The following is a 22,682-nucleotide window of genomic DNA, read 5'->3' on the forward strand; positions in this document are numbered from 1 at the left end:
ATACAACTTCGCCACCTGGGAGATTGAGTGGCGGTGTTGCAATGCTGCGAGTTAAACACAATGCCCAAAACTATAACGTCAGCGGTTTCGGATAAAGGTAGTGATCCGCGGGTTGAGCTAGGGGGCTGGTTGAAGTCCTTGCGGGAAGCCCAGGGGCTTTCTCAACGTAAAATGGCTGAAGAACTCTCGTTGGACTATTACACCTTCATCTCTCAGCTCGAGACTGGCCGGGGAAAAATCCCAAGCGCTCGCTATGGTGACTGGGCCAAGGTTTTGGATCAGCAACCAAAACCCTTCATGAAGAAGCTCCTTAGCTATTATGAGCCGGAAGCTTATGAAATGCTGTTTGGTGATAGCTAGGCATTCCAGTAATTCGTGGCCTTGACTGAAACAGTTAATTCCACCGCTGCTAACAAGCGGCTGAGCCTCTTCACAGCGCAGGCGCGCCGTTAGATCAGAGCCCTAACGGCGCGCCTGGATCCGAAATCTTTTCACTGCACCAGCGAAAGGTCACCATATCCGACATTGGACAGGTTCAGTACAACCACCGCCGCCGATTGCTCGACTCTCTGGCCGAATCTTAATTCGCGATCTCCGAACTCAAACAAAGCTCTACAGTAGACTCAACCCTACCGCCTGTGACCTTCCGCGAAACCTAGATCGCCCCTTTCGTCAACGATTCTCTACGTCTGGGCCCGGAGCTTGAAATGCGCCGAAAGCTCTCCATCCAGCTGCTAACTCCGGTCGCAGAAAGTTATGGCCTTGCATCGAGGCCGGGCGCGCTGGAATCTCAGAAACATGATGGTCAAACATAACTTTAGCCGAACCCATTACACCTGCCCCTCTGACTACGTTACACGCCATCCCCAATCCAATACCGAACTTGAGCTCGCGAGAAAAAAGCGCCATGCGCGGTATCAGCGTCTAGGAAATCTGCGCTGCAAAAGCGTGTCATCCCTTGTGGACGACACGCGCAAGAATATCGGGTTCATACATTGGCGGAGAAAACTAAGTTACTTCTGAACTGCCAGCTAGGCGGTTAGCGCCAGTGTTGAACAGCATCCGTGCGCCCGACGATGGTATTCGTACGAATTATCGCGAATTAGACACCTGCCGCCTTAGGTGCAGCTGGTTTTAAAGCATTGGGCAGAAGGTGTGTGGCATTGGGACGTTCGCTAAGCTGGCAGCCTTCCAAGAATGGTCGCGACCGGAGTATCTCCAGGTCGCAGTCAAACTATTTCGCAATATGAAACAAGGGCGCGCTACTTGTCAGTCTCGTCCAAGATAGCCAAAAGGGCCTCGATCCCCTGCTGCAATCGCGCTCTCGGGACTGCCGAAAAATCTCGGGCTAACCGCAACTCAACCTTCCCATCAGACGCAATCACTCGCGCTTCCCCCTCGGGGCGGCCCATTCTAAGCGAGGTTTTGGACACTGATTTCGACACACGAGCCGACGCAGGTTTCACACGCGTTAAAGCGGTGTGTAAGACGGCGATCTCTGACTCTGCATCCCGATCCGGCAAAGCATGCAGGCTCGAAGCAAGCTCCCCTGCCCTTTCAGGCTGACTTGCAATCAATTTGTAAATGTCCAAACCCAAGGCGCGTGGCATTGCCTCTGGGTAGCGGATCGCGCCTTCCAAAGCCTCCAATACCCGCGCGAACTGGCGAATGTAGGTACGTTTCTGTTTAAGCGCAGAAGCATAAAGCGTCGACACCGCATCTCCCACCGGAACGCTTTCGTCACTGGCGTAGGACAGGGCCAGCTGGGCCATCTCACCGAACGACAGGTCTTTTCTGATCAGGTTTTCGTCGACCATCTTTCGATAGAGGTCAACCAAAGGTTCCCCGCGGGGAACCATCGCCGCAGGAATGCGTGTGTAACGCGGATCGCCTGTCTCGTCGGCCAGTTGCTGAAACGCCGATAGACGGCGGAACCCTTGGATAAGCTCGTATCCATCATCAGTCTTTTCGACTCGGATTGGGTTTGAGAGCCCAACCGCCTGGATAGAATCTTTTAGCTCCGCAATCTCAGGATCTACATTAGCCGACCGGTCTCGGGTCAACTTCGAGGTTTTCACCTGGGAAGTGCTAATAAGATCAGTGATCAAACCCAGCTTCTTCAACCTCACATGCTCATGGGCCAACGCGTCGTTCTCAGCGCGGATCGCCGCCTCGGCATTCGCCCGTTCTCGCGTCGCCGCGGCGGTTTCTGCAATCGCGCTGGCCATAGGGCCACGGCGCGGGGCCGCCGGCTCGTGCTCTTGTAGCGGATGCCCCTGAACATTGTAGCCGCTGGTTTCCGGAAGGCTGTTCCCCGCGGGGAACTCTGTGGCTTCCTCTTCGGCATCTAACTTGAAGTTAATATCAAATACAGAACGCTTCTTTGACATCTATCAGTCCTCCAGTTTTTCCCATGCGTGAACGAGCGTGGTTTGGAACTCGCCATAAGCGCGATCGAACGACATCCGGGCGCGCCGCCAAGTCTCGCGCGTCATCTGTCGGTAATCCATTTCATAGATCGACGAGAGGAATCTCCCAGATTGCTCGACCGCGCGGGTCATCTCAATTGGATGCTCTGTAACATGCGACTTGAAAACCTGATGAAAGGCTGCCTGCATCGCACGGTGCAGATCATTGTTCGGTTCGAACCGAGTAAGCAGGAACCGCAGATCGGCGAACACCTTGTCTGGATCCGTCCCAGAAGGCAGCCGTCCACGAAACCGCCCCAAATCTTCCAGCGCTTCGGCCAACTGTCCGATGAAACTAGTAGTGCTGTCATACTCCCAATAACCAGGGCCAGACGGGACATAGAGTACATCAGCCGCGAAGACTGCATTCATAGATTGGTAACCAATCGCAGGCGGGCAATCGAAGATCACAAGATCATAGGCATCCGCCGGAAGCTGATCGAGAAAACGCGAGACGGCTGCGAAAAATGACCATTCAGGGTTTAAATGCCGGTACTGTGCGCTAGCGAATTCGACAAAGGCAGCATTCGCACAGCTTGGAATAATATCAATGGTAGGCCAACTTGTCGGCTTGATAAAATCCATTACCCGCAAATCGTTCAGACCCATGCCCGTTACCGAGGGCGGCAGTTTTCGGCGGGGTAGGGCCGTTCCGCTTTCCGCACCACCCGCAGCTGCATTCATCCGCTCTGTCTCACGGATCAGATCCCGGGCCATGATTCCCCAGACTGTCACCTCTTCGGAAACGTCCGACAACCCCATCGAATGGCTCAAGGTTGCCTGCGGATCGAAATCCACCGCCAGCACGCGGTAGCCATCGAGAGCAGCGGCATGGGCGAAATGCAGCGCCACGGTGCTCTTGCCCGCCCCGCCCTTAAAGTTTGCAATCGCCGCACGGATCGCCCGCTTTCCCGTCGGGCGTTTGGGCATCAGCGACTTCCCCTTGATCTTCAGCTTACGTCGCAGTTCGTTGATTTCCTCAAGCGCGTACCAGCGCTGGCGCCCTTCTTCCTCAACAGTCCCCTCGGGCAATGATGGGTCCGCCGCAAGTCGGCTGCGCAGTGTGGAGGGATTAATTTGCAAGATAAGTTCGGCAACTTCCCAGCTTGAAAATCGACGAAGTGTTTTTTCCATCTCAGGAGAGTAAGTCTGTTGCCGGATGAAGCCCTGCATCTTCAGGGACTGGGCCTGCAACTTTGCTAAATCAGTATGGGTGTACATATACCTTCCTCAATGCCTCAGCTCGTTCTTTTCAAAGTTCCCCGCGGGGAACCCCTCGACGGGACGCTAATCACAACTCCCCGTCGGTTTACGCCGATACTGGCGTTTCTGCAAAGGCCTATTGTGAAGCAAAGCGAGAATTGCGGTATTTTTAAAACACCCTCGACGACGATTCCTTGAAACGATCAATATCGCCCCTAGAGCACGCACAATACATAATATAGGGGGACGCATCCAATTCCCCGACGACATATTGGGGGACAAATTTAGCCTACTACGGGACAGCCAGGATGTCCCCCAATACCTATATACCCAAAAAATCATTATTTTTAGATGAGGTACGGACGACAATGAAAAACCGCCTCTTGACAGAATCAACGTTTTGGACGCAAATCAGGACAGAGGTCGGAAAGGCGTTGTGTCTTCCAAACAAACCCAGGGTCCGGCGAAGACCCACCGCGAGGACGACAGCGACTGCGGGAATCCGCAGCTAGAGGGCATCCATGCAACTGGTCAAACCGGCAGGTCAACGCGACGCTGCCCGCAAATACGATATCATCACAGCATTAGGCGCGTATGCGCTAGCGCGAAACAAGCACGATCAACGTTTGGTGCTCCGCCTTGTTACCTTGATGACCGCGCGTTATAATTGGGCGCGGGATGAGCTTGCAGTAGGCCAACGCGAGATCGCGCAACTCTGGTCCGTTGACGAACGTACTGTTAAACGTGACATGGCGAAGCTGCGCGGAATGGGATGGCTTGTGGTCAAGCGCCAAGGCGCGCGGGGCAGGGTGACAGAATACGGTCTTGATCTTGACCGAATACTCGCCACGACCGAGGGTGCATGGTGCAAGGTCGGCCCCGATTTCGATATGCGCATGGGCGGCAAGCCGGAACAGAGCCCCATCGTGCCTTTACCTGTAAAGGGTCATATTCCGGCGCCCGATATTAGTAGCGGCAACGAGTGGGCCTTGGCGCAGGCGATACTTTATACCGAAGCGCCCGATCTATATGGCAGTTGGTTGCGCAACCTTGTGCGCGTGGAGAGGGCGGGGGGCCGTTTGATCCTCCGTGCGCCGAGCCGCTTTCATGGCAGTTATGTCCAAACCCATCTAACGCGGCGCATTCTAAGTGCCTGTCAGGCCGTCGATGCTGATGTTACCGAGATCGCGGTGATTGTCTGAGGTTGAACTCTATAGGAAGGCTGGGCGCCCCTTTTTTACTGGTAATTGACAGGACGTTTGTATCGCTCTTCCAAGTAGCTTATTCGGCCAAATCTGACACGGACGAGCCGTTTCTGTCCGTCTGGTAAAGTCACGAAGCGCCCTTTGCATTCGGCATGGGTTACACCCGATGTCGACTAAGATTGATCAGATGCGGGTTGGGAAGTTGTCGATTGCCTCTTTCGCTTTGCTTTCTGTTGCCTTGGACATCTGGGAAAAGGAAGACATGGAGAGGTCCACTCCAAGGTGGTGGAACTTTAGGAACTGTACATTGGCGAGGTCTAGGCCAGTTGCCTCGGTCTTTCGTTGGATAGCCCCTGTGGTCCTCAGGTGCGCGCCAGCCATTTGTCCTCTGCCTTGGAAGATAGCTAATCCGCTATGCAGGCGCTAATTGCAGACAATGTGCCGTGATCGAAGGGGACGAGATCGACCTCCCCAAGCTTGTTTGGGAAGCTCGAGCGCCAGCTGGGACGCAAAACGCTGGAAGTGAAGATCTTGAAGGAAGCGCTCGACAAGTCCCGCTCAAAAAAACCGACCTTGCTTGCGCAGTCGCTCAAACCGGGCGGTTCCCGATGAAGGCGGTGGCACAGACGTTAGGCGTATCCCGTTCGAACTTGCATGAACGACAGAAAGGAACCACGAAGCCGCGTCGGAGCTATTATAAAGCTCAAGACGCGGCGCTCTTGCCACGTATCGAGCGTTTGGTGGCGGAGCGCCCAACCTATGGCTACCGCCGGATTTGTGCAGTGCTGAACCGGGAACTCAAGGCAGAAGGCCTTGCCCCAGCAAATCATAAACGCGTCTATCGCATTATGAAGGCCAATCACCTGCTGCTGAAGCGATCCGGCTTCGACCGGCCCGAACGCGCCCACGATGGCAAGGTCATCATGATGCGGTCGAACTTGCGCTGGTGCTCTGACGGGCTGGAGTTCACCTGTTGGAATGGCGACATTATCCGCGCGGCGTTCCTGCTCGATGCTCATGATCGTGAAGTCATCGCCTGGCGGGCCGTCGCCAATGCCGGGATTAGCGGCTCGGACGTCCGTGACATGCTTTTGGAGGCTGTCGAGAAACGCTTCGGTAGCTATCACGCGCCAGAGGTGGTCGAGGTCTTATCCGACAATGGAAGCGCTTACACAGCAAAGGAAACCCGCATCTTCGCTCGTCAGCTCGGCCTGAAGTCATGCTTCACCCCAGTCGCCAGCCCGCAATCCAACGGCATGTCCGAAGCCTTCGTAAAGACGCTCAAACGCGATTACGTGCGCGTCAAACCACTACCCAATGCCGAAACCGTTTTGAATTGATAGGAGAATGGATCGAGGACTATAACAACAACCACCCCCACAGCGGCCTAAGATGGCGCTCGCCTCGCGAGTTCATCAAGGCCACAACCGAAACCGCTTAGGTGTCCGGTGAAACGGGGGCCGGTCCAGCTAAGGTGGGATAACCTCGGTTTCACCGGCCATCCGCCGTGGGTGGCGTGCAAACCTGATCGGCTTTGCAGCGAGGTTCGCACGGGCAGCTGCCTGATTTTGCATAGCCGATCCACCTCATTTTTAAGTTACATTTTCGAAGCTTTTGCATGCTTGGGGGATATGATGCTTTGTCTGATTACGTTGCGGGAATAGTCGAATGAAGAGCCTCGGCACCACTTGCGTCCCAACACCGTCCTGCCAGGGATGTTGCCATTTTATATGCTGACCTCGCAATGAAATTTGCATGACTAGCGTACAGTATCATGGTTATAGGCGCACCCTCGGCGCGGAAAATACCAGTAAGAAGACCACACGTGTACCTAGCGTACTAAGACTTGATCGCGTATTTTAATTAGCAGTATTTTCGCGCCTGCGCGATGCACACGAACTGATGGTGGCTCTGGGGCAACAAATACATAGATCATTCCGTCATACGGGCCTTGATGGGCTCACTGGTGTAACTATCAGGACCTTCAGTAAGGTATTACAGTCTACGAAGCGTGAACCAAGAAGCTGTAATCTCTATGGTAAGCATTACATTCTTCGATGTGTTTTTCACGTGGGCCCCGGCATGGGTGCGGGGTCTTCGTGTTCGAGGCCCCTTGTTATGGCCTCGCGTGCTTGATCATTCCATGTTTCGTCGGGGGGCTCTGAGGTGATTGGGAGTACGATGGTTTCGTCGACCCAACTTATGGCGATCACTTCACCGTCGCGCGCTTTCGCCAAGGCGACGGGGAGGGGTGCGCCTGTGACTTCGCGGATGAGGTTTCTGATATGGATCAGCCAATCTGCCCGCGTCCAGTGGGGGGCATTCCGAGGAGGTCTGCGAGGGCGCTGATCTGGCCCTGCATCTGATGCTGCTGGTCGAGCATCTGGGCGAGACATTCGAGCGTTTGGCGGTGGAGCGACATTAGTTCCTCTGCGGCTGTGGGGATGGGGGGGCCATGCGCCATATCGCGCATGGCTGAGGCCGCCTGGCTCAGGCTGACGTCGATCTGGCTGAGGTGCTTGACCAGCTGATCGAGCTTGGCCGTCATCGGTGGGGCGGCTTCGCGTGCGAGCAGGGCTTCCAGCAGATCGATGAGGTGCATGAGCCGGGCTTCGGTGGGGTGGGGCAATGAGTGTCTCCAATATCTGTGCTGTGCGGGAAAGCCCGCGGAGGTCGAAGGTGAGCAGGGCACGCTGTATAAGAGCTGCGCTGAGGAAGCTGCGCAGCCTTTGCGCAAAAGTTGAAACGATGGTCGCAAGCTGCGAGTTCAGGCCGACCAAGGTGCGAGGGGCTGCGATGATATCCAAAGGTTTTTGGAGGACGGGATCTCTGGGGATGCTGCACAACTTATAATTGTTCTCCGCGCGGCGCTTAAAGCCTTTTCGGAGGCGCTGCGGCGCGCGCGCGATCTCGCGCCAGCGGGCGCTCTGCGCGTCATAAGGATCGATGGCGTCTTCAGCGCCATCGCCCAAAGCGGCCCCTTTGAAGGTGACGCGGGGGCCTGCCCGGTGGAGGGCGCCGCAGGTAAGGCTCGTGCGGCTCTCACTGGTCACGCCCCATTGATAAGGAGCAAGACCGTGGTGAAGCGCCTGCCGGATCGCCTCTCGATTTGATGCATTTTGTTGTACCGCCTGGCGCAGCAGGGCCCATGCGCGGAACCTTGGGTCCGAGGGGCCGAGCCTGAGCTTTTCGCCTTTGGCCGAGCGGCGCATGATTTCTGCGGCTTCTTTGGCCATCCAAGAGGGTGGGGTGGTGGCGCGACGCCTCTTCGGGTCGCGCGGGTCAAACCAGCCGTAGTGGCTGTTGACCACATCGACATAGGCATCCCAATCCGCGCGGCTGCCGATGGTGGGCGGATGGGGATTCCAACTGCGCAAAGGCGCCCCCGGGAGACCAACTGCGCGGGGCATCAGAATGTTGACTTCAAGGCGGCCCAGATGGGTATGGGTTCCCACCAGCACCGGGGGCCGAGCCCGCTCGGGAATGCCAGCGCAGGCCAGCTCCAGAAACAACCTGACGGTGCCGTCGATGGCCCGGCGCAGACCGACCGCACCGTCGTTGAAGCGCGCCACGTCGAGCTCATCCTCAGCCCAGCTCAGGGTGGCGCAGCGGTACCGGCACTGGAAGGGCAGGCTGTCGATCATCATCCCCACAAGGATGGGATCTCCCAGCAATAGCTCGGGGGCAGGGGACCGCCGTGTTACGCTGGCCTGTTGCTGCGCAGTCTTGGTGACCTCCGTTTCCAGCAGATAGCGGATCACCTGCGCGGCGGGGCCAGTCTGATGCTTGGACCAAAGCAGGATCATTTGGCGCGTGCCTCTTGGGGAACATTTTTGCCGATCAGTGCCGTGACGTGAGACAGCTGATCTTCGATTGCAGACAGCTGTGCCAAGGCTCCAAAAGTGGAGAGGGTAAGGGGGCTGGCCAGCTGACGATCGGCCAATTGCATGAGAGCGGCATGTGATGCGGTCAAGAGGCGCACGGCCTCTATGGTCTTAGGCCGGGGCTGGGAAGCCGCGCGGCGCAGGCAGGCCTCGACCGCAAAAGCCGAGACCGATTTGCCGGCGCGCGCGGCTGCTGCGCGCATGCGGTCCCATTCGTCTTGGGTGGCATGGATGCGCCGAGGCGCGGTCTTGTGGTCTCTTATGGTCCTGTGTCCCATTGATCCTGTCCTCATGTTGCGGGCCCGTCCGGGGGGCCTCGCTCCTGGGCCGAGGCCTGCGCCTCTCGCCTTCAGAATAATCAGGGAGAACAGGGCCCCCTGTGAAGCTTATTGGCTGGGTGGCCGCGGGCTCCGGGGCATTCTCGAGGCCGGGGGGGAGGGGTGAGGTGATCAACAAAACAAGGGTTCATAGGGCGTTCCAAAGCGCCGTCGGCCGGGTTTTCGCCAAACCAAAAAACTGTCCGAAGAAGGAAGCGCGGGATGCTCTCGTAAAATGCCACATAAAGATTTACGCGTATTTTGCGCGTGTTGATGTCCGGGAAACTGCGAAGAGTTATAGAGAGTGTTCGGCGGTGGCGGATGCGACCAGGGGCCGAAGCAGGTGGCCGCGCTGTCCCAAGGTGATCTGCTCAGTAAAGCATGAATGATATCAAGTAATCATCTGCGGTTCTCTTGTGTATTCACCGGGAGGCTTTGGAGCGCTTGAAGCGCGGGGCAGAAGACGGTCCCTCAGATTGCAAGAGACGGTCGGTACTGCCTTCCGATACGATGTGATATCAAGAAATCATATGGACCCAATTGCGATCATGACGACCGCTACCTGAGGGGCGCCGAACCTTGATGTATTGCGCAGCGCTTTCCGAGCACGGTTATGCAAATCTGTGCTATTATGCTGTTGCATGCCAGCTATGCCTTTTCTGCCTTAGGTTGTGTGGTCTAGGGTGGGAAGGTCAGTGTAACACCATCATGGAGTGGCCCCATGATCAAACTGCTCCACGTGGATGATGAGGCCGATATCCTAGATATCGCCAGAATGTCGCTTGAGCTTCTTGGCGACTTTGAGGTGGTGAGCTGTCTCTCTGGCGAGGCGGCCCTTCTGGCTGCAAAGCAGATTACGCCGGATGTCTTTTTGTTGGATGTCATGATGCCGGGCATGACTGGACCGCAGACATTGGCAGCCCTTCGGGTCATCCCAGGATTGGCAGATATTCCTGCGATTTTTTTGACGGCCTCTCAGCACGACGGAAAGGGGTCGGAGTTGTTGGCGACAGGCGCGATAGCGGTTTTGGAAAAGCCGTTTGACCCTCTGACGCTCGGCCATCAGATCAAGGCTTTATTGGAAGGCCAGTAGTTTAGAACCGCAGCGCGGCGGAGGTATTTGATCGTTTCTGTGGTTGTGATTGACGCATGGGGGCTTGGGGGTATGGTCAAAGGCATTCTTCTATCGGTAGGCTTTCCATGATTTCTGTGATGTTCTTGACCGCTTTCGTTGCATGTCCGGTAGATCGCTTGGGCGGGCAGCACAGGGATCATGCCGATAAGTATTTGCTCTCGGTTTCAGAAACCCGCGACCGCGCCGGGCCTGACGCGGAGATCACTAGGGGCACACAGACCGGGGAGCCGGGTCTGGCTTTCGGCCTGAATGGCATCAAGGATTACGCAACGCAGCAGCCCTTTATCGATGTGATGAACACCTCGCGGCCCTGGATCGGTCACCGGGAAGGACAATGGGGCGCGGTGGACGATGACGCGCTGCAGGCCATGGGGGTGTTGGACGCGCATGGCTGGCCAACCCAGGTTCCTGAAGGAGTAACCAGTCTGGAGAGCTTTATCCTCACGGAACTTCCTGTGGAAGCCACCCATGCGGCGGGTACCTATCACCTGCGCTACGAAGGGGCAGGGGAGATCGAGATCTTCAATGGCTCTAACCTGCGCTATGCAGACAAACACATCACCTTCGACTATGTGCCCAATGGCCGGGGGCTGGTGGGGATTAACATCCTCGAGACGGACCCAGAAGGGACGGGGAACCATATCCGCGACATCACTGTCGTTCATGAAGACAATCTACAGGCGCATGCGGCGGGGGAAATCTTTAACCCGGATTGGGTGAAACTCATCGATGACGTTCATGCCCTCCGCTTCATGGACTGGATGAATACCAATGATTCCGAGGTCTCTTCCTGGGCCGAGGTTACCCAGGTTGCCGATCACACCTATGTTCCTGGCGCTCCGGTGGAGATCATGGTTGCCCTGGCCAATCAGACCGGGACCGAGCCTTGGTTTACTCTGCCCTATCACGCCGACAGCGACTACGTTGAGACTTTTGCGCGCTATGTCCGCGATGCCTTGGACCCGCCGCTGCGCGCGCATTATGAACTGTCCAACGAAGTCTGGAACTGGCAGTTCGAGCAGGCCCATCAGTCTCATGCGGATGCCATCGCGCGTTTTGGGGAAGAGCTTTCCGACGGATGGGTGCAAAACTATGCAGCCAAAGCTGCTGAGATGGCCGCTACACTCGATGCGGTCTACGCCGGATATGAGGCGCGCCTTGTCAAGGTCATCAGCACCCAGACGGGGTGGCTGGGTTTAGAGAACTCGATCCTGGAAGCACCGGCCTGGCAGGAGATGGGGCACGCCGCGCCTTACAAGAGCTTCGACACCTATGCGATCACCGGATACTTCGACGGTGCCCTTGGCCGTGACAAGGCAGGGCTGGTGAAGGCATGGATTGCCGAGAGCCGCCAGAAAGCGCAAGCCGTGGCAGAGAGCCAAGGCCTTTCTGGAGAGGCGCGGGCGGCGTGGGTCGACGCGCATCAATATGATCACGCCACAACCCTTGCCGTACAGGAGCTGCGAGATGGCTCCGTGACCGGGGACAACAAAGGCTCTCTGGCCCATTTGGCGGAGTTATTTGCGTATCACGCGAAGGTCGCGGAGCACTATGGCCTTGATCTGGTGATGTACGAAGGTGGTACGCATATCGTGGGGGTGGGCGAGAACCTTGACGACGAGGACCTGTCGGCGTTTTTCCAGCATCTCAACTATACCGAAGAGATGGGGGTGCTGTACGAAGAGATGCTGGGTCATTGGGAGGCGGCTGGCGGCACGCTCTTCAACGCCTTTGTCGATGTGGCCCGCTCGAGCAAATGGGGCAGCTGGGGGGCGCTGCGGCATCTCAATGATACAACCGCGCGCTATGACGCTCTGATGGCGTTTAACAAGACGTACCCGCGCCCCTGGAGGGCGGGGAAGTAGATCCTATATGGTGCCACCGTCGACGTTCCGCGGCTACCGGAGGATCTGCGCCTCATGAGAGAATGCCAGATTTCTTGTCAACGGCTCGTAAAAGAAGGCTTTGAGCATTACTCTGCGCAAGACCTGTTCGAAGCGCTCGCCTGGACTGCTAGCATTGTGGCATGTCCGCAGATACTGGAACGGCGCAAGGCGTCCTCGGCCTCGGCGCCGATGTATGTTCCCTGAAAGAACCCGCCGCCAAATTTCGGCCTTACGCAAACAGAATACTGTTTGCAGCGCAATCAAATTGGCATGCGCGTAATGGGCACCCCCTGGCCGATATCGTTGCGGCGCCGGGGAGAACTTCGTGGTCTCGCTGACGCGATTTGATGTCGCGCAGTACAATGGCGTTTTTATGGTCGTGGTCGAAAGTGACTTGCTCCCGACGGATGCCTCTGTCGTTTTCATACCCTTGCTCGTGGATTACCCTGCGGTCCGATACCTGAACCCCGAACGTGAATACGATGGACGACGCTTGGTTTTGGCGACGAGGCTGATTGTGGCGGTACAGCGATCGCGTTTGCAGCGTACCGGAAATGTTGCAAACCAGAGTGATTTGATCACCCGCGCCGTGGATGTTCTTATGGCGGGCATCTAGCCTGTCATCCTTCTGTACCGGCGGGATGTGCCTGCCCATGTGGGCTTTAAATCCTCCCTTTTGACGCTTGGCAGAAGGCACCTGTGCTATACGGACGGCATTTTGACATCTAGGACCGCTTTGCTGCGTGGTTCTGCTCGGCTAATCGGAGTTGGAACTCTTTTAGGGCCGCCGGGTCTGAAAAGTCCGGCGCCAAGGTGAAAACATCATGGCTCCCGATGAGCTCGACATGAATGCCAAGTCCTTCCAGAAGTATTACGGCTTTTGCTCTGACGGATCTGCGTAATTTGGTATCTTGGCAGCCGTACACATCCACATGGGCGATGTCGTTCGGTCTGATATGATGCACTTGGGCGATGAGTTCTATCGATCTATCAGGATAGTCGGTTGCAATCGCTTCTTGCGCGGCTGCCAGTGCAATCGCATTTGTCATATGGCCTCCTTGGGGCGGCTTTTGCGGCCTACCTTAAGCAGCAGATTACCCTCGCGCGCTCTACGCAGACGGGGGCCTTATCACGCCCCCCGTGCGGCGGCTTCGGCTTCAAGCTGTCCGATCCGCTCAATATAGGGTGCGATCACCGCATCATGCTGTCGGTAGGACTGCTCGAGCGCGGCGAGGCTGCACAGCACAGCGTCTTTGATTTCGGCATAGGTCGGGGCACGGTAGCCGGTGGTCGCCGCGAGCGGGCGGGCGACGAGGGCGGCCACCTCGCGGGCAATCGCCTGAGGGTCTGCAGCGGGCGGCGCGGCGACGGCAGGGGCGACCGAAGGGGGAGCGGTCTGAGCAAGGCGCGCGTTGCCCAAAGCCTTTTGCAGGCGATCATTGCTGACCGGACCGCCAAGGGCCGTGCGTACCGCTTCATAGGTTGGCACGACATCGGTCTTAGCCATGAGGGTGCGGATGGTATCGCTGAGTTCCGCGTCGGAATGGGCAGGATGTCTTGGCATGAGGGCCTCGTGGGGTATCTGTTTGCGAGTAGGATAAGCGCTGCCCTCGCTCGGCCAAACCCTTTGCGGGAGGTTATCCACATGTTCTGGCCAAAAGAGGTATCGAAGGCCTCAACTCACCTGCAGAATGTCACGCTCTGGAGCTCAAAACTGGTCTGAGAAGACCTCTGTGACACGGGTATTGTTTAAAAACAATGAGTTATCCTTTGTCACATGTCACAGCCGAATGAGTGTCTCATGCGTAGGTGCGTGCGTATGTGCGTGCGCGCGTTAATACATTTATCTATATTCCGTGACATTTAGAGATATGTATATATAGTCATTGGATATCATATACTTAGCCATGTCACAGAGGCTGTGACATTCCTGTGACAAAAGCGGTGTTCTGTGACACGCTCCGGATGGAGGAATGCTGACGGCGGGTCCCTGTTTTGAGCACGATGTGCAAAGCACGTTCGGGTTGATGGAAAGAGTAGGGGCCGCAACCAGGCATCGGAGCTTCTGGGCTCCGCGCGTCTTGTCGTGGATCTCTGAACTCTCTTGGTCGCAGGTGGCGGTCGACAGGTAACTTGTCACCGCTTTGGGGGTTGAGGGTCAGAATGCTTAGAAGGGCGTAAGCGATGGGAATGACAGCGATCACCAGCCGGACCTTCAACCAAGACGCCAGTGGCGCAAAGCGGGCTGCGCAAGATGGCCCTGTGTTTATCATAGACCGGGGCAAGCCCGCGCATGTCTTGCTCAGCATTGAAGCCTACAGGCGGCTTGCAGGACGCCAGGAAAGCATTCTTGATTTGCTTGCCGATCCAGAAACGGCTGACGTAGCTTTTGAACCGGATCGCTTGGGCAGCTTTACACGTCCCGCTGATTTGTCTTGATGTTCATCCTCGATACGAATGTGGTGTCCAAACTGCGCAAGGCAAAAGGAGGTAGGGCGGCTGCGCGAAGCGCCACCCGGGTCGCGGGCCACTGCGGGAGAGGGGCCTGCTGCCTGGTTTTCTCGGGTACTTATTGAGTGCTCTGAGGTTGGGGAAGGGAAACACTGGGGTCCCAGCCTGAGGCGACGGCGTCGAGAAGCGCGGAGATATAGGTCTTCCCATGGTGATGATAGATTTCACTTGTGATGCGCATGTGAGACCGAAACAGGGCAGGGGGGACGATGAGGTCTGGCCGATGGGTTGCAATATGCGCGTGCAGTGCTTTTTCGATGCAGATGGCGCGATGCCCGGTGTCGACTGATGTCTCACGCAGGAGCGCCCCCTTGGATAGTTCCGGGTCGTCTTGCACCTGGCGCAGGCGGAGTGCTGGGTTGCTGCTGAAGCCAAGCTTGAGCACAGGAGCCTCAGGTAGGGTAAAAGCCATCAGGTAGATTTTGCTGGGCTTGGAGGCCCAGCTCTCTCCGCATCCGGCACAGTCGATATCTCCGCTACGCATGTTCGCAATGGCGACATCTTGTTGATGACCGCACTGATGTTCGTAGTGGCGATAGCTCTTATTGGTGCGCAGCGCGTCTCCCACAAGCTGCCAGCCCTGCACCTCGGCTTCGGCGGCATGGCGTTCTTGAAGACAGATACTGCAGCTCAGCTTATGGCCGCCGTCGGCGGCTGCTTCGACACGCGTATGTTGCCGGCGATCGCGATGACCGCAAACGAGCTGATAAAGGCCGTAGTGACGGTCTCCATCGGGGTCTGGCCCGCAGAGTTGGGCGCCTACCGCGGCGGCTGCGGATTCGCGGCGGATACGGATACAATGGGGACATTCCGGATTATGCCCTAAGACAACGCTGATGCGTTTGAGGGTGGGGGTGCCACAGGTTTTGCAGCCGAGAATGACATGCAAGCGATCGACCGCACGGCCGATCAGGCAAAAACCTTTGGCTTCTGCGGCTGTCTGCCAATGGGGAAGTTGCGCGCCTTGGAACACGGGGCGAAGGGCCCCATCGACGGGGAAGGGATACATGGTTTTGCGAGAGGGCATAAAGTTTCCGTAAAATTTGCCGGGCGCAGGTACTGCGTCATCCCGGTGGGATGTGGAAAAATACGTTTTGGAAAAGAACGGCGCTCGACCGGGACTATGGGTCAGGAAAGCCGATCGGCGCCGCGGGGGTGCATGGAGATGACCACCATGTTTGCTGAATGAACGATCAGCAAAGTGCTGGCTTCTTCCAGAAGAGCCGAAAGTCCCGGCTGTGTCTTGCGATGCCCCCGGGCAATCTGGAGAAGCTGTCGTCCCAGCCGGTCCAATGAGCTTTCGGTGGGAGTTTGTTCAGGTACGCTGTGCAGTAGGTATCCTGCTGCACAGCGGGTATCGGGATGAGCGCCGGACATATTGCGCAGTTCATATAAGGCTTGCGTGCAATTTGCCCAAGCTGACGCCGCCGCGTGAGCCAGGATGGCCGTTGCGGCGGGAGCTGCTTTCGAGCGACCGGCGCAGTAATGCCAATCCGCCTGCAGGGCGGTGAAGTAAAGATCGAGCGCATGGCGGAATTGCAGCGCAACACCGCAAAGCAAGCTGTTGGCGGGTTCTGTTTTAGGATTGGGCGTGATAAATTGGTCTTTAGCCATAAAGATTTCCTCGTAGTCTGCGTGGTTAGTGGGGCGGGGGAGTTGCAGCTCCTCCGCTTACACGATAACATGATATCATGTAATTGCGATGTCAATAGGTGATATTATGAAATCTCGCGGCCGCCCCAAAGCCGATACCCAACCGCTCATGGTCCGTATGCCGACGGCTCTTATAGAGGCGCTCGATGATGCCCGAAGGCAGGAGGAAGATATCCCCACCCGGCCTGAACTGGTAAGGCGGATTGTCGAGGAGTGGGTCACGCGCCGCGGCCCAGACCAAACGGCCCAATAGCCGCTTTGGATAGCTTGAGGGGCCAAAGCGGCGTTAGAGCCGCTTGCGCGGCAAGCAATCAGAAAGATTGAGGTTCATGTAACTTCGGGCGCAAGGTGTCTTCGTGCGACATCACGGCGATGGCGCTGTATAATATTCTCGTAAAGACGCGTAGGGCCTGTAGCACGATGCGACCGACATCTGCTGATAGGTCATTTTCTGATTTGGCCTGCATCTGGTTCACATCTTCTTTCGCCGTGATAAGAGAAGCAGGGCAATGATAGCACTGTTTCTAATTACTTTATGACAGCATTTTAGCTTTTGGTGTGATTTGACTTATGCAGCTTCAAAATTTGAGACGGCAAAGCAGCGAGCCTGTAGGGTACAGGCCTGACATTGATGGTTTGAGAGCCCTTGCGGTTGTCGCTGTGATCGCGGGCCATGCGTTCGAGGGCTGGTTCCCGCGCGGCTACCTTGGAGTGGACGTATTTTTTGTCATATCGGGCTTTGTCATAACGCTGTCGCTCCTGTCGGGGCGTTCACCCTCTTTTGGCGCCTTCTTCGCAGCGTTTTCCTTAAGGCGTATCAAGAGACTCCTCCCGGCGATGGTCGTATGTGTCGGACTGACCTGTGCCGTTCTTTTGGTGATCGATCCCGATCCTAAGGCGTCGTTTTCCGCCGGGGCTGCCGCGCTGTTTGGGGTTTCGAACTTTGCCCTGTACTTTCAGGAGCTTGACTACTTCTCAGCTTCGATAAGGTACAACAGCTTTACCCATACGTGGTCACTTGGGGTGGAGGAACAGTTCTATTTGCTGTTCCCGTTTATTTTCTGGTTTGTCTTCAAGCCGAAGGGGAACCGTGATGCGCGTGCGCTGATCTATGCGATCGGGCTGCTAAGTCTTTTGTCCTTGATAGGATTTGTTCTCCTCCAAGCTCAGGCTCCCATGGCTGCTTACTATATGATGCCCCTGCGGTTTTGGGAGTTGGGTATCGGTGTCGCCTCGGCAGCTTTCCTCCATCATCGGCCGATCAAGGTGAAAGGCGCTTGGCGAGGCCTTTACGTGCCAGCGCTCATCGCGGCCATCGTCATAAGCTTTGTGGTGCCTCTTGGCGAGAAAGCTGTTGGTCACATCCTAATCGTCATCCTGACCACTGCTTTGCTCTTTGTCGGGGCGGATGAGCCGGCGCGAACAGGTTTGTTGACCAACAGATCAGCGAGATACCTGGGCAATATATCCTATTCTTTGTACCTTTGGCATTGGCCCTTTTTGGCGTTCGGTCTCCTAGCGCCTTACAGTCTTTTATCGAACCCAGGCGTAAGCATAGCAGGGGGCTTCTGTGCGGCTGTTCTATCTTATCATTTTGTAGAGCAACCCTTCCAACGGCGCGCGACACCGCGCCCTCGGGTCTGGCATTTTGCGAGTGCTTTGATGACAGTGCTTTCGGTCATTATCCTAGTGGCTGCTGGCAACACCTACCGCAAATCATTGGAGCCGTCTCAGCTTGAAGCCGCGCTGCCCCCTGCGACCTTGCCACTCCCCGAAAGTGGCCTTCCTTTCGACCCGACCTGTGTTGTCGACGATCAAAGCAGGTTGTTGCAACAAGATACCTTCGAGCACTGTACTTTTGCGCCGCTGGCGGGGGGAGGCCGATCCGAAACACTTTGGGTCATGGGAGATAGCCACGCAGGCCATCTGCAAGGTGCTTTATTGAAGCTGCGCGATGATCACGGGCTCGGCTTTCACTTGGTTGAAACTCCCGGGAAAGTTTTTCCTGTGATGGACCCTGAAGGATTTCCTCCCCGAGAGGCGCTTTTTGAAGAGGTGAAGCACAGCTGGAAGGCCGGTGATACCGTTGTGTTGGCGCGCCTCTACTTCAATCGCACCGATCCTTTGAGTATCCAGAATGATTTTCGAGAATGGGTGGAGCATGTGGATCGTTTGGCGGCTGAGCTCGAGCGTCAAGGGATCAGTCTGCTTCTGGTTGGCCCGTCGCCTATGTTTTTGTTCGAGGACATACGTGCATGTTCGCCCCGCGATGAGCTTAGCTGCGCGATAGACCGCGATACGTTGCTGCCCCTGATTGATGCCATTCATCAAGATTTGGCCGCCATTGCTCAAACACATGATAATGCGGCGTTTGTGAACGCCTTTGAAAAGCTGTGCCCGCCGGATGAAGCCGTTTGCAGCCCCCTTCGAGAGGGCCGGTTCTTATACCGAGACCGCGATCACCTGAATACACAAGGTGCCGCGCAACTCTCTGAACCATTCTATACAGCGTTACAGGAACTCGCCCTATGATCCTGTTCGGAGCTTTCTAGTATCGTTTGTCCTAGGCAAAGTTGGTGAAAGGATCGTCGACGACTCCTATCAGTTTAAATAGAAAATCGCCGCCCCCAGATGTAATGGCATCACTGTAATGTTCATCCACACGTGTCTTCGCGCTGGCTATGTCCGAGCTCGCCTGATTGCCGAATATATTCAGCACGTCATGTGCATCGGCCGTATCCGACATGCCCTTGATCGCCGCGAAATAGACCCCGAGGTTGGCCTTATTTTCTAGGTAGGAAGTATCGGCACCTATTGCTCCTTGGATGATACTTAGGACGAACGTGGCAGGTTGCACTGCTCCACCGCCAAGTGCATTCGTCCAGAACTCAAAGCCCGCAGGGTCCGGGGTGCGCCCAAGTACATTCTCATATACGGCAGCTACAAAAGCCGACGTATCTGCTGTATTTGGGTATAGTAACTGAGCTTCGATCGACTGAAAAAAGTAGTTCGCGATTGTAAGCAGATCCATACCTTCTGCCAACTTGTCAGCCCAGTAGAACAGCCCTTCAGCATCCGCTGCCCTGTTGAAGTACGCAACATACACTTTCGCTAGGTCTAAAAACTGAGAATTATTGAGCTGCGTTAGACCACTGAAGTTCGACATTTCAATATCTATGTCATTGAATTCGATAAGCTCGATATTTGTGAGCGTATCTGTTCCCCCGGCTCCGTTTCTATCAAAGACCGTCACGGCGCCGGAATCGGCAAGGGAGATCGTGGCGTCTCTCGATGAGATACCCACTGAGACCGTATCAAAGCCAGTACCGCCATTAAATACGTTTGGACCTGGGGTCGCGGTGAAGACATTTGTATCACTCACATAAAAGCCAAGATCTCTAAGTATTTCTATGTCTAATGGGGCGACGCCAATGGAGTTTCCCCCCATAATAGAAGCAGCAGGGGAGGCAATATGCCCGCCTTCTCGCGTGGGCACGGGGCCGCCATGCGATAAGACAGCGTTTTGGCCAAGGAAAAACCCGTCTGAAACAAGATTGTCAAAGACTGTGGTCTCGCCGTACCCATGCCAGACACCAAAAGCATGACCGAACTCATGTGCCATGACAGACGAAATCCCCCCGTAGCGCGTGCCGAGGTCTGGGCCTACTCCGATAGTTGCATCATAGGCTTCGCCATTTGGATCGACACCGGTCAACAGCTCATGAAAAACGCTCGGAACTGCTGCCGGATATCTGTCATCTTGAACGGAGGAGAAACCTATCCAGGCTACGCTTGTCCCCGGGATGGACTCGTAGATTATTTGGATTTCAATATTGGCGTTCGGTGAGAATTGAGCGCCCGGCATCAAGTCGAACCACGCCTGCCAGCCTTGTCGAACTGCAACCTCTATGGCAGCACTGGAATAGTCGACGTCCGCATCGCCGTTGGGGTCTACGGAAGTTCTCGAGAATTTTCCTTGTTGGCTATCGAAATCGTCTTCGAACGTGATGGTCAGCGTAGGGGTCATAAAGCTGTCTCCAAACTGCTGTTTGAAGGCTGGCAACTTCTAAACGGGCTGTCAATCTAGGGTCTTAATTGTTTCGGACAGTTAAATACCGCGCTAAGCTCGGTCGCGATGCGAGCCCCCGGCTGGTTGCGCAAGGCGCGCGCACTAAGCGCTTATCGAGATGCGAGACGCTGTCTTATCGCATGGCGAGATCGTATTGGAGCCAATGGGGCAAGCGCCTTAGTGTTCTCCATGTCTCATTTCCTTTTGGTGCTCAAGGCTTCACTGTTTGTGCATTAGTTATCGCGTAGCACTCAGGGGAAATGAAGGAAAACAGTGTTATATCGCCGAATTCAGGCCAAAATAGCGCTTTGACTGTTTCGGAGCATGGAGCGCGACATATTCTTTTTCGCAAACGTAGTATTGGGAAGTGATTTTCAGATGATGGTGTCTGATTGATGCTTTACGCCTCTAACGGGTTGAGCCTCTTTTGGCCCCCCTGCGTTATACATACCAGATGCCGTCATCTATGGCTGGCGCGACTTTGGCGATGTTTTCTTGTGAGTCCGAGAAGTACTGGAGGATGGCCTCTTGGCTAAGGCCTTTGTTTTGCTGATCGAGCCAGAAGTCGAAGCCGGCCTGATCGGGGGCTCGGTCGAGAATATTGCCGTAGAGCAGGGTGAGATAGGCACTATCTTCTAGGGTTTCTGCTTGCCCATATTTGGCGGTGAACTCTTGGGAGTGAAGAAAGTAGTCTGCCATCGCCGGCAGCGCTACGGTGCCGGCATCGAAATGTCTTAGCCAGAAGCCCAGGCCTTCCGCGTCAGGGGTGCGGTCGAACGTGGCCTGATAAAGCCGGTAGACGGTTCCCGCATTCCCATCGGTATCGAAGGCTAGATAACCGTCATCGAACTGCAGCCGTTCGATGTTTTGCAGCTCGCGGGTGATGCCTGACGCCTCATCTTGAACTTTTATATTGAACTGATTGTCGTCGGTCACCGTATAGAGGCTCGCCGCGCCTTCAAAGCGGACCGTGTCCAAGCCCTCGTGGCCGTTTATGGTATCTGAGCCGGCCGTGGTGGTCAGCATGTCGTTTTGCGTAGTGCCGGAAAGCCGTGCGCCATACATGGTTTGGGCGCCAAGGATGTCATGGGCTGTCAGTTCAGTTTGGTTTGCGATGGTGGGGTACATGATGGTGTGTGGGTCATCTGTATGCAGCAGACCCATGGTGTGACCAATTTCATGCAAGGCTGTGGTGTAGAAGTTTAGCGCGGATGTCGACACTTTGCTGGTGGCCCAGTTCTCGGCCAGATCGAAGCGGATTTCCGCTTCCTGAACAGTGTACAAGTTTGCGGATGCACTGAGCTTGCTAAAATAGGACGTGGCGTTGCCAACAACGCCATAGGGGCCATCAATGTTATCCCATCCAAGCCGTAGCTGGCTTTGGGAGCCGTCTGCGACCTGAACGAATTGAATGTTCGCACTGTTCTCCCAAGCCTGAAAGGCGTCGCGGATCAACTCTTGGTAGAGGGGGTTTATGATCTCGCCGGCAAACGCACCCCCGAGCGCACTGGGACGTGCAAAGCTCCAGGACACGACGCCGCCGGACTGGCCCTGCTTGCCCGCGCCCCACTTATAGTCAGCCAGAGTATAGCTCATATAACATAGCCTCTCGTCAGCCGGAGGCTGATCTGTTTTGAAGGAGAAAGGGTCCTGCTTGACGCCTCAGTCATAGCCCTTGAGGGCTGGGTTGTTTTTGAATGCTGTAGTTACATTACTGGGAAAGCGTCCAACAAGACGGAAAGAGGCATGGGCACTCAAAACGTGAAGTAACTTCCTAAGCCTTGCTTTCCCGACACGGCATAGGAGTTCGCGCCTTGGTTGTTCTTTCGTCGCAGATCGCTCATGACATGCATCCGAAGTGTGCGTATTTGTGTATATAGGAGGTGTCCTGATGCGGCAGCTTGGCGCAAGAAAGCAACGTACACATATTACGCTTACCTGCGCTAATTTGGCGGCAGCACGGGAATTGGGCCTGAATGTTTCAGCAATCAGCGACGCTGCGGTCGCTGAGGCTGTGCGTCTTGCGAGAGCTAAGGCATGGACTTGGGAACATGCGGCAGCCATCGCAGAGCGCCGCGCGTGGATGGAAGCGAACGGTGCGCCTTTAGCGGATCTTCAAGTGCTGAAGATCGATTGATGGCTCTGTTTCGCGCGTGTCGTATTGCGGGTGGGCGGTTTGGTCTCAATCTGCAAGCCGATCTGATTGACTGGGACCCGCGTGGTTGCCCCACAGGTTCCAGTATTTCAGGGCCAAGTCTATTGAGCGATTGGAGCCCATGTTTGCAATTGGAAGTGCCAAGTAGGGGCTTCACACTGGTGAGATTGCTGGCCTTTACCTGAGCTGCCTAATG

20 protein-coding genes are annotated in these 22,682 nt (G+C 55.8%); 10 read left to right on the top strand and 10 right to left on the bottom strand.

Annotated elements, in window-relative coordinates; all coding sequences use genetic code 11:
* The first annotated feature begins 27 nt into the window (after positions 1-27).
* Complete coding sequence (locus ACGYLO_RS20270; RefSeq protein WP_276155550.1) at positions 28-360, top strand: helix-turn-helix domain-containing protein; 333 nt, start codon at positions 28-30, stop codon at positions 358-360.
* Positions 361-1,262: 902 nt separating this feature from the next.
* Here ACGYLO_RS20270 and ACGYLO_RS20275 read toward each other — a convergent pair.
* Positions 1,263-2,390: a ParB/RepB/Spo0J family partition protein gene (locus tag ACGYLO_RS20275; protein ID WP_394377260.1), complete on the bottom strand. Its 1,128-nt coding sequence runs from the start codon at positions 2,388-2,390 to the stop codon at positions 1,263-1,265.
* Positions 2,391-2,393: 3 nt separating this feature from the next.
* On the bottom strand, positions 2,394-3,689 hold the full coding sequence (locus tag ACGYLO_RS20280; RefSeq protein ID WP_394377261.1) for an AAA family ATPase: 1,296 nt from the start codon (positions 3,687-3,689) through the stop codon (positions 2,394-2,396).
* Positions 3,690-4,192: 503 nt separating this feature from the next.
* Here ACGYLO_RS20280 and ACGYLO_RS20285 point away from each other — a divergent pair.
* The 3 genes from ACGYLO_RS20285 to ACGYLO_RS20295 all read left to right on the top strand — a co-directional run bounded on the left by ACGYLO_RS20285 (position 4,193) and on the right by ACGYLO_RS20295 (position 6,317).
* Positions 4,193-4,873, top strand: coding sequence for a DnaA N-terminal domain-containing protein (locus ACGYLO_RS20285; RefSeq protein WP_276155547.1), 681 nt, complete (start codon positions 4,193-4,195; stop codon positions 4,871-4,873).
* Between the two features lie 611 nt (positions 4,874-5,484).
* Positions 5,485-6,216 (top strand): IS3 family transposase, encoded by a 732-nt coding sequence (locus ACGYLO_RS20290; RefSeq protein ID WP_394377262.1) that lies wholly within the window; start codon positions 5,485-5,487, stop codon positions 6,214-6,216.
* Positions 6,123-6,317: an integrase core domain-containing protein gene (locus tag ACGYLO_RS20295; RefSeq protein WP_394377327.1), complete on the top strand. Its 195-nt coding sequence runs from the start codon at positions 6,123-6,125 to the stop codon at positions 6,315-6,317. Before ACGYLO_RS20290 ends, ACGYLO_RS20295 begins: the two co-directional genes overlap by 94 nt.
* Before the next feature lie 849 nt (positions 6,318-7,166).
* On the opposite strand, the gene ACGYLO_RS20300 is transcribed toward ACGYLO_RS20295, so the two are convergent.
* Together ACGYLO_RS20300 and ACGYLO_RS20305 are read right to left on the bottom strand one after the other, a co-directional pair.
* The gene (locus ACGYLO_RS20300; RefSeq protein ID WP_394377263.1) at positions 7,167-7,505 is read right to left on the bottom strand and encodes a hypothetical protein; all 339 of its coding nucleotides are present in this window, start codon (positions 7,503-7,505) and stop codon (positions 7,167-7,169) included.
* A gap of 1,173 nt (positions 7,506-8,678) precedes the next feature.
* Positions 8,679-9,038 (bottom strand): plasmid mobilization protein, encoded by a 360-nt coding sequence (locus tag ACGYLO_RS20305; RefSeq protein WP_394377264.1) that lies wholly within the window; start codon positions 9,036-9,038, stop codon positions 8,679-8,681.
* A 760-nt stretch (positions 9,039-9,798) separates the two neighbouring features.
* Here ACGYLO_RS20305 and ACGYLO_RS20310 point away from each other — a divergent pair.
* The 3 genes from ACGYLO_RS20310 to ACGYLO_RS20320 all read left to right on the top strand — a co-directional run bounded on the left by ACGYLO_RS20310 (position 9,799) and on the right by ACGYLO_RS20320 (position 12,714).
* A complete protein-coding gene (locus ACGYLO_RS20310; RefSeq protein WP_394377265.1) occupies positions 9,799-10,170 on the top strand; it encodes a response regulator in 372 nt (123 codons plus the stop codon).
* Positions 10,171-10,289: 119 nt separating this feature from the next.
* Entirely contained in the window at positions 10,290-12,077 is a 1,788-nt protein-coding gene (locus ACGYLO_RS20315; protein ID WP_394377266.1) for a hypothetical protein, read from the top strand.
* 346 nt (positions 12,078-12,423) lie between these two features.
* Positions 12,424-12,714, top strand: a complete 291-nt coding sequence (locus tag ACGYLO_RS20320; protein WP_394377267.1) for a CcdB family protein — start codon at positions 12,424-12,426, stop codon at positions 12,712-12,714.
* Positions 12,715-12,823: 109 nt separating this feature from the next.
* Here ACGYLO_RS20320 and ACGYLO_RS20325 read toward each other — a convergent pair whose 3' ends face one another.
* Complete coding sequence (locus ACGYLO_RS20325; protein ID WP_394377268.1) at positions 12,824-13,147, bottom strand: hypothetical protein; 324 nt, start codon at positions 13,145-13,147, stop codon at positions 12,824-12,826.
* Positions 13,148-13,227: 80 nt separating this feature from the next.
* On the bottom strand, positions 13,228-13,662 hold the full coding sequence (locus ACGYLO_RS20330; protein ID WP_394377269.1) for a hypothetical protein: 435 nt from the start codon (positions 13,660-13,662) through the stop codon (positions 13,228-13,230).
* A gap of 626 nt (positions 13,663-14,288) precedes the next feature.
* Here ACGYLO_RS20330 and ACGYLO_RS20335 point away from each other — a divergent pair.
* The gene (locus tag ACGYLO_RS20335; protein ID WP_394377270.1) at positions 14,289-14,537 is read left to right on the top strand and encodes a type II toxin-antitoxin system Phd/YefM family antitoxin; all 249 of its coding nucleotides are present in this window, start codon (positions 14,289-14,291) and stop codon (positions 14,535-14,537) included.
* Between the two features lie 130 nt (positions 14,538-14,667).
* Here the strand turns inward: ACGYLO_RS20335 and ACGYLO_RS20340 are convergent, their stop codons facing one another.
* Entirely contained in the window at positions 14,668-15,636 is a 969-nt protein-coding gene (locus tag ACGYLO_RS20340) for a hypothetical protein (RefSeq protein ID WP_394377271.1), read from the bottom strand.
* A gap of 101 nt (positions 15,637-15,737) precedes the next feature.
* Complete coding sequence (locus ACGYLO_RS20345) at positions 15,738-16,223, bottom strand: hypothetical protein (protein ID WP_394377272.1); 486 nt, start codon at positions 16,221-16,223, stop codon at positions 15,738-15,740.
* Positions 16,224-16,832: 609 nt separating this feature from the next.
* Between ACGYLO_RS20345 and ACGYLO_RS20350 the strand changes: the two genes are divergently transcribed.
* Positions 16,833-18,794 (top strand): acyltransferase family protein, encoded by a 1,962-nt coding sequence (locus ACGYLO_RS20350; RefSeq protein ID WP_394377273.1) that lies wholly within the window; start codon positions 16,833-16,835, stop codon positions 18,792-18,794.
* 31 nt (positions 18,795-18,825) lie between these two features.
* Here ACGYLO_RS20350 and ACGYLO_RS20355 read toward each other — a convergent pair whose 3' ends face one another.
* A complete protein-coding gene (locus tag ACGYLO_RS20355; protein ID WP_394377274.1) occupies positions 18,826-20,289 on the bottom strand; it encodes a DUF4214 domain-containing protein in 1,464 nt (487 codons plus the stop codon).
* Positions 20,290-20,772: 483 nt separating this feature from the next.
* Positions 20,773-21,927, bottom strand: coding sequence for a DUF4214 domain-containing protein (locus ACGYLO_RS20360; RefSeq protein ID WP_394377275.1), 1,155 nt, complete (start codon positions 21,925-21,927; stop codon positions 20,773-20,775).
* A gap of 295 nt (positions 21,928-22,222) precedes the next feature.
* Between ACGYLO_RS20360 and ACGYLO_RS20365 the strand changes: the two genes are divergently transcribed.
* Complete coding sequence (locus tag ACGYLO_RS20365; protein ID WP_276154641.1) at positions 22,223-22,468, top strand: type II toxin-antitoxin system CcdA family antitoxin; 246 nt, start codon at positions 22,223-22,225, stop codon at positions 22,466-22,468.
* Positions 22,469-22,682 lie beyond the last annotated feature (214 nt).

The sequence above is a fragment of the Sulfitobacter sp. 1A13353 genome (assembly GCF_043557255.1).
Taxonomy (GTDB): domain Bacteria; phylum Pseudomonadota; class Alphaproteobacteria; order Rhodobacterales; family Rhodobacteraceae; genus Sulfitobacter; species Sulfitobacter faviae.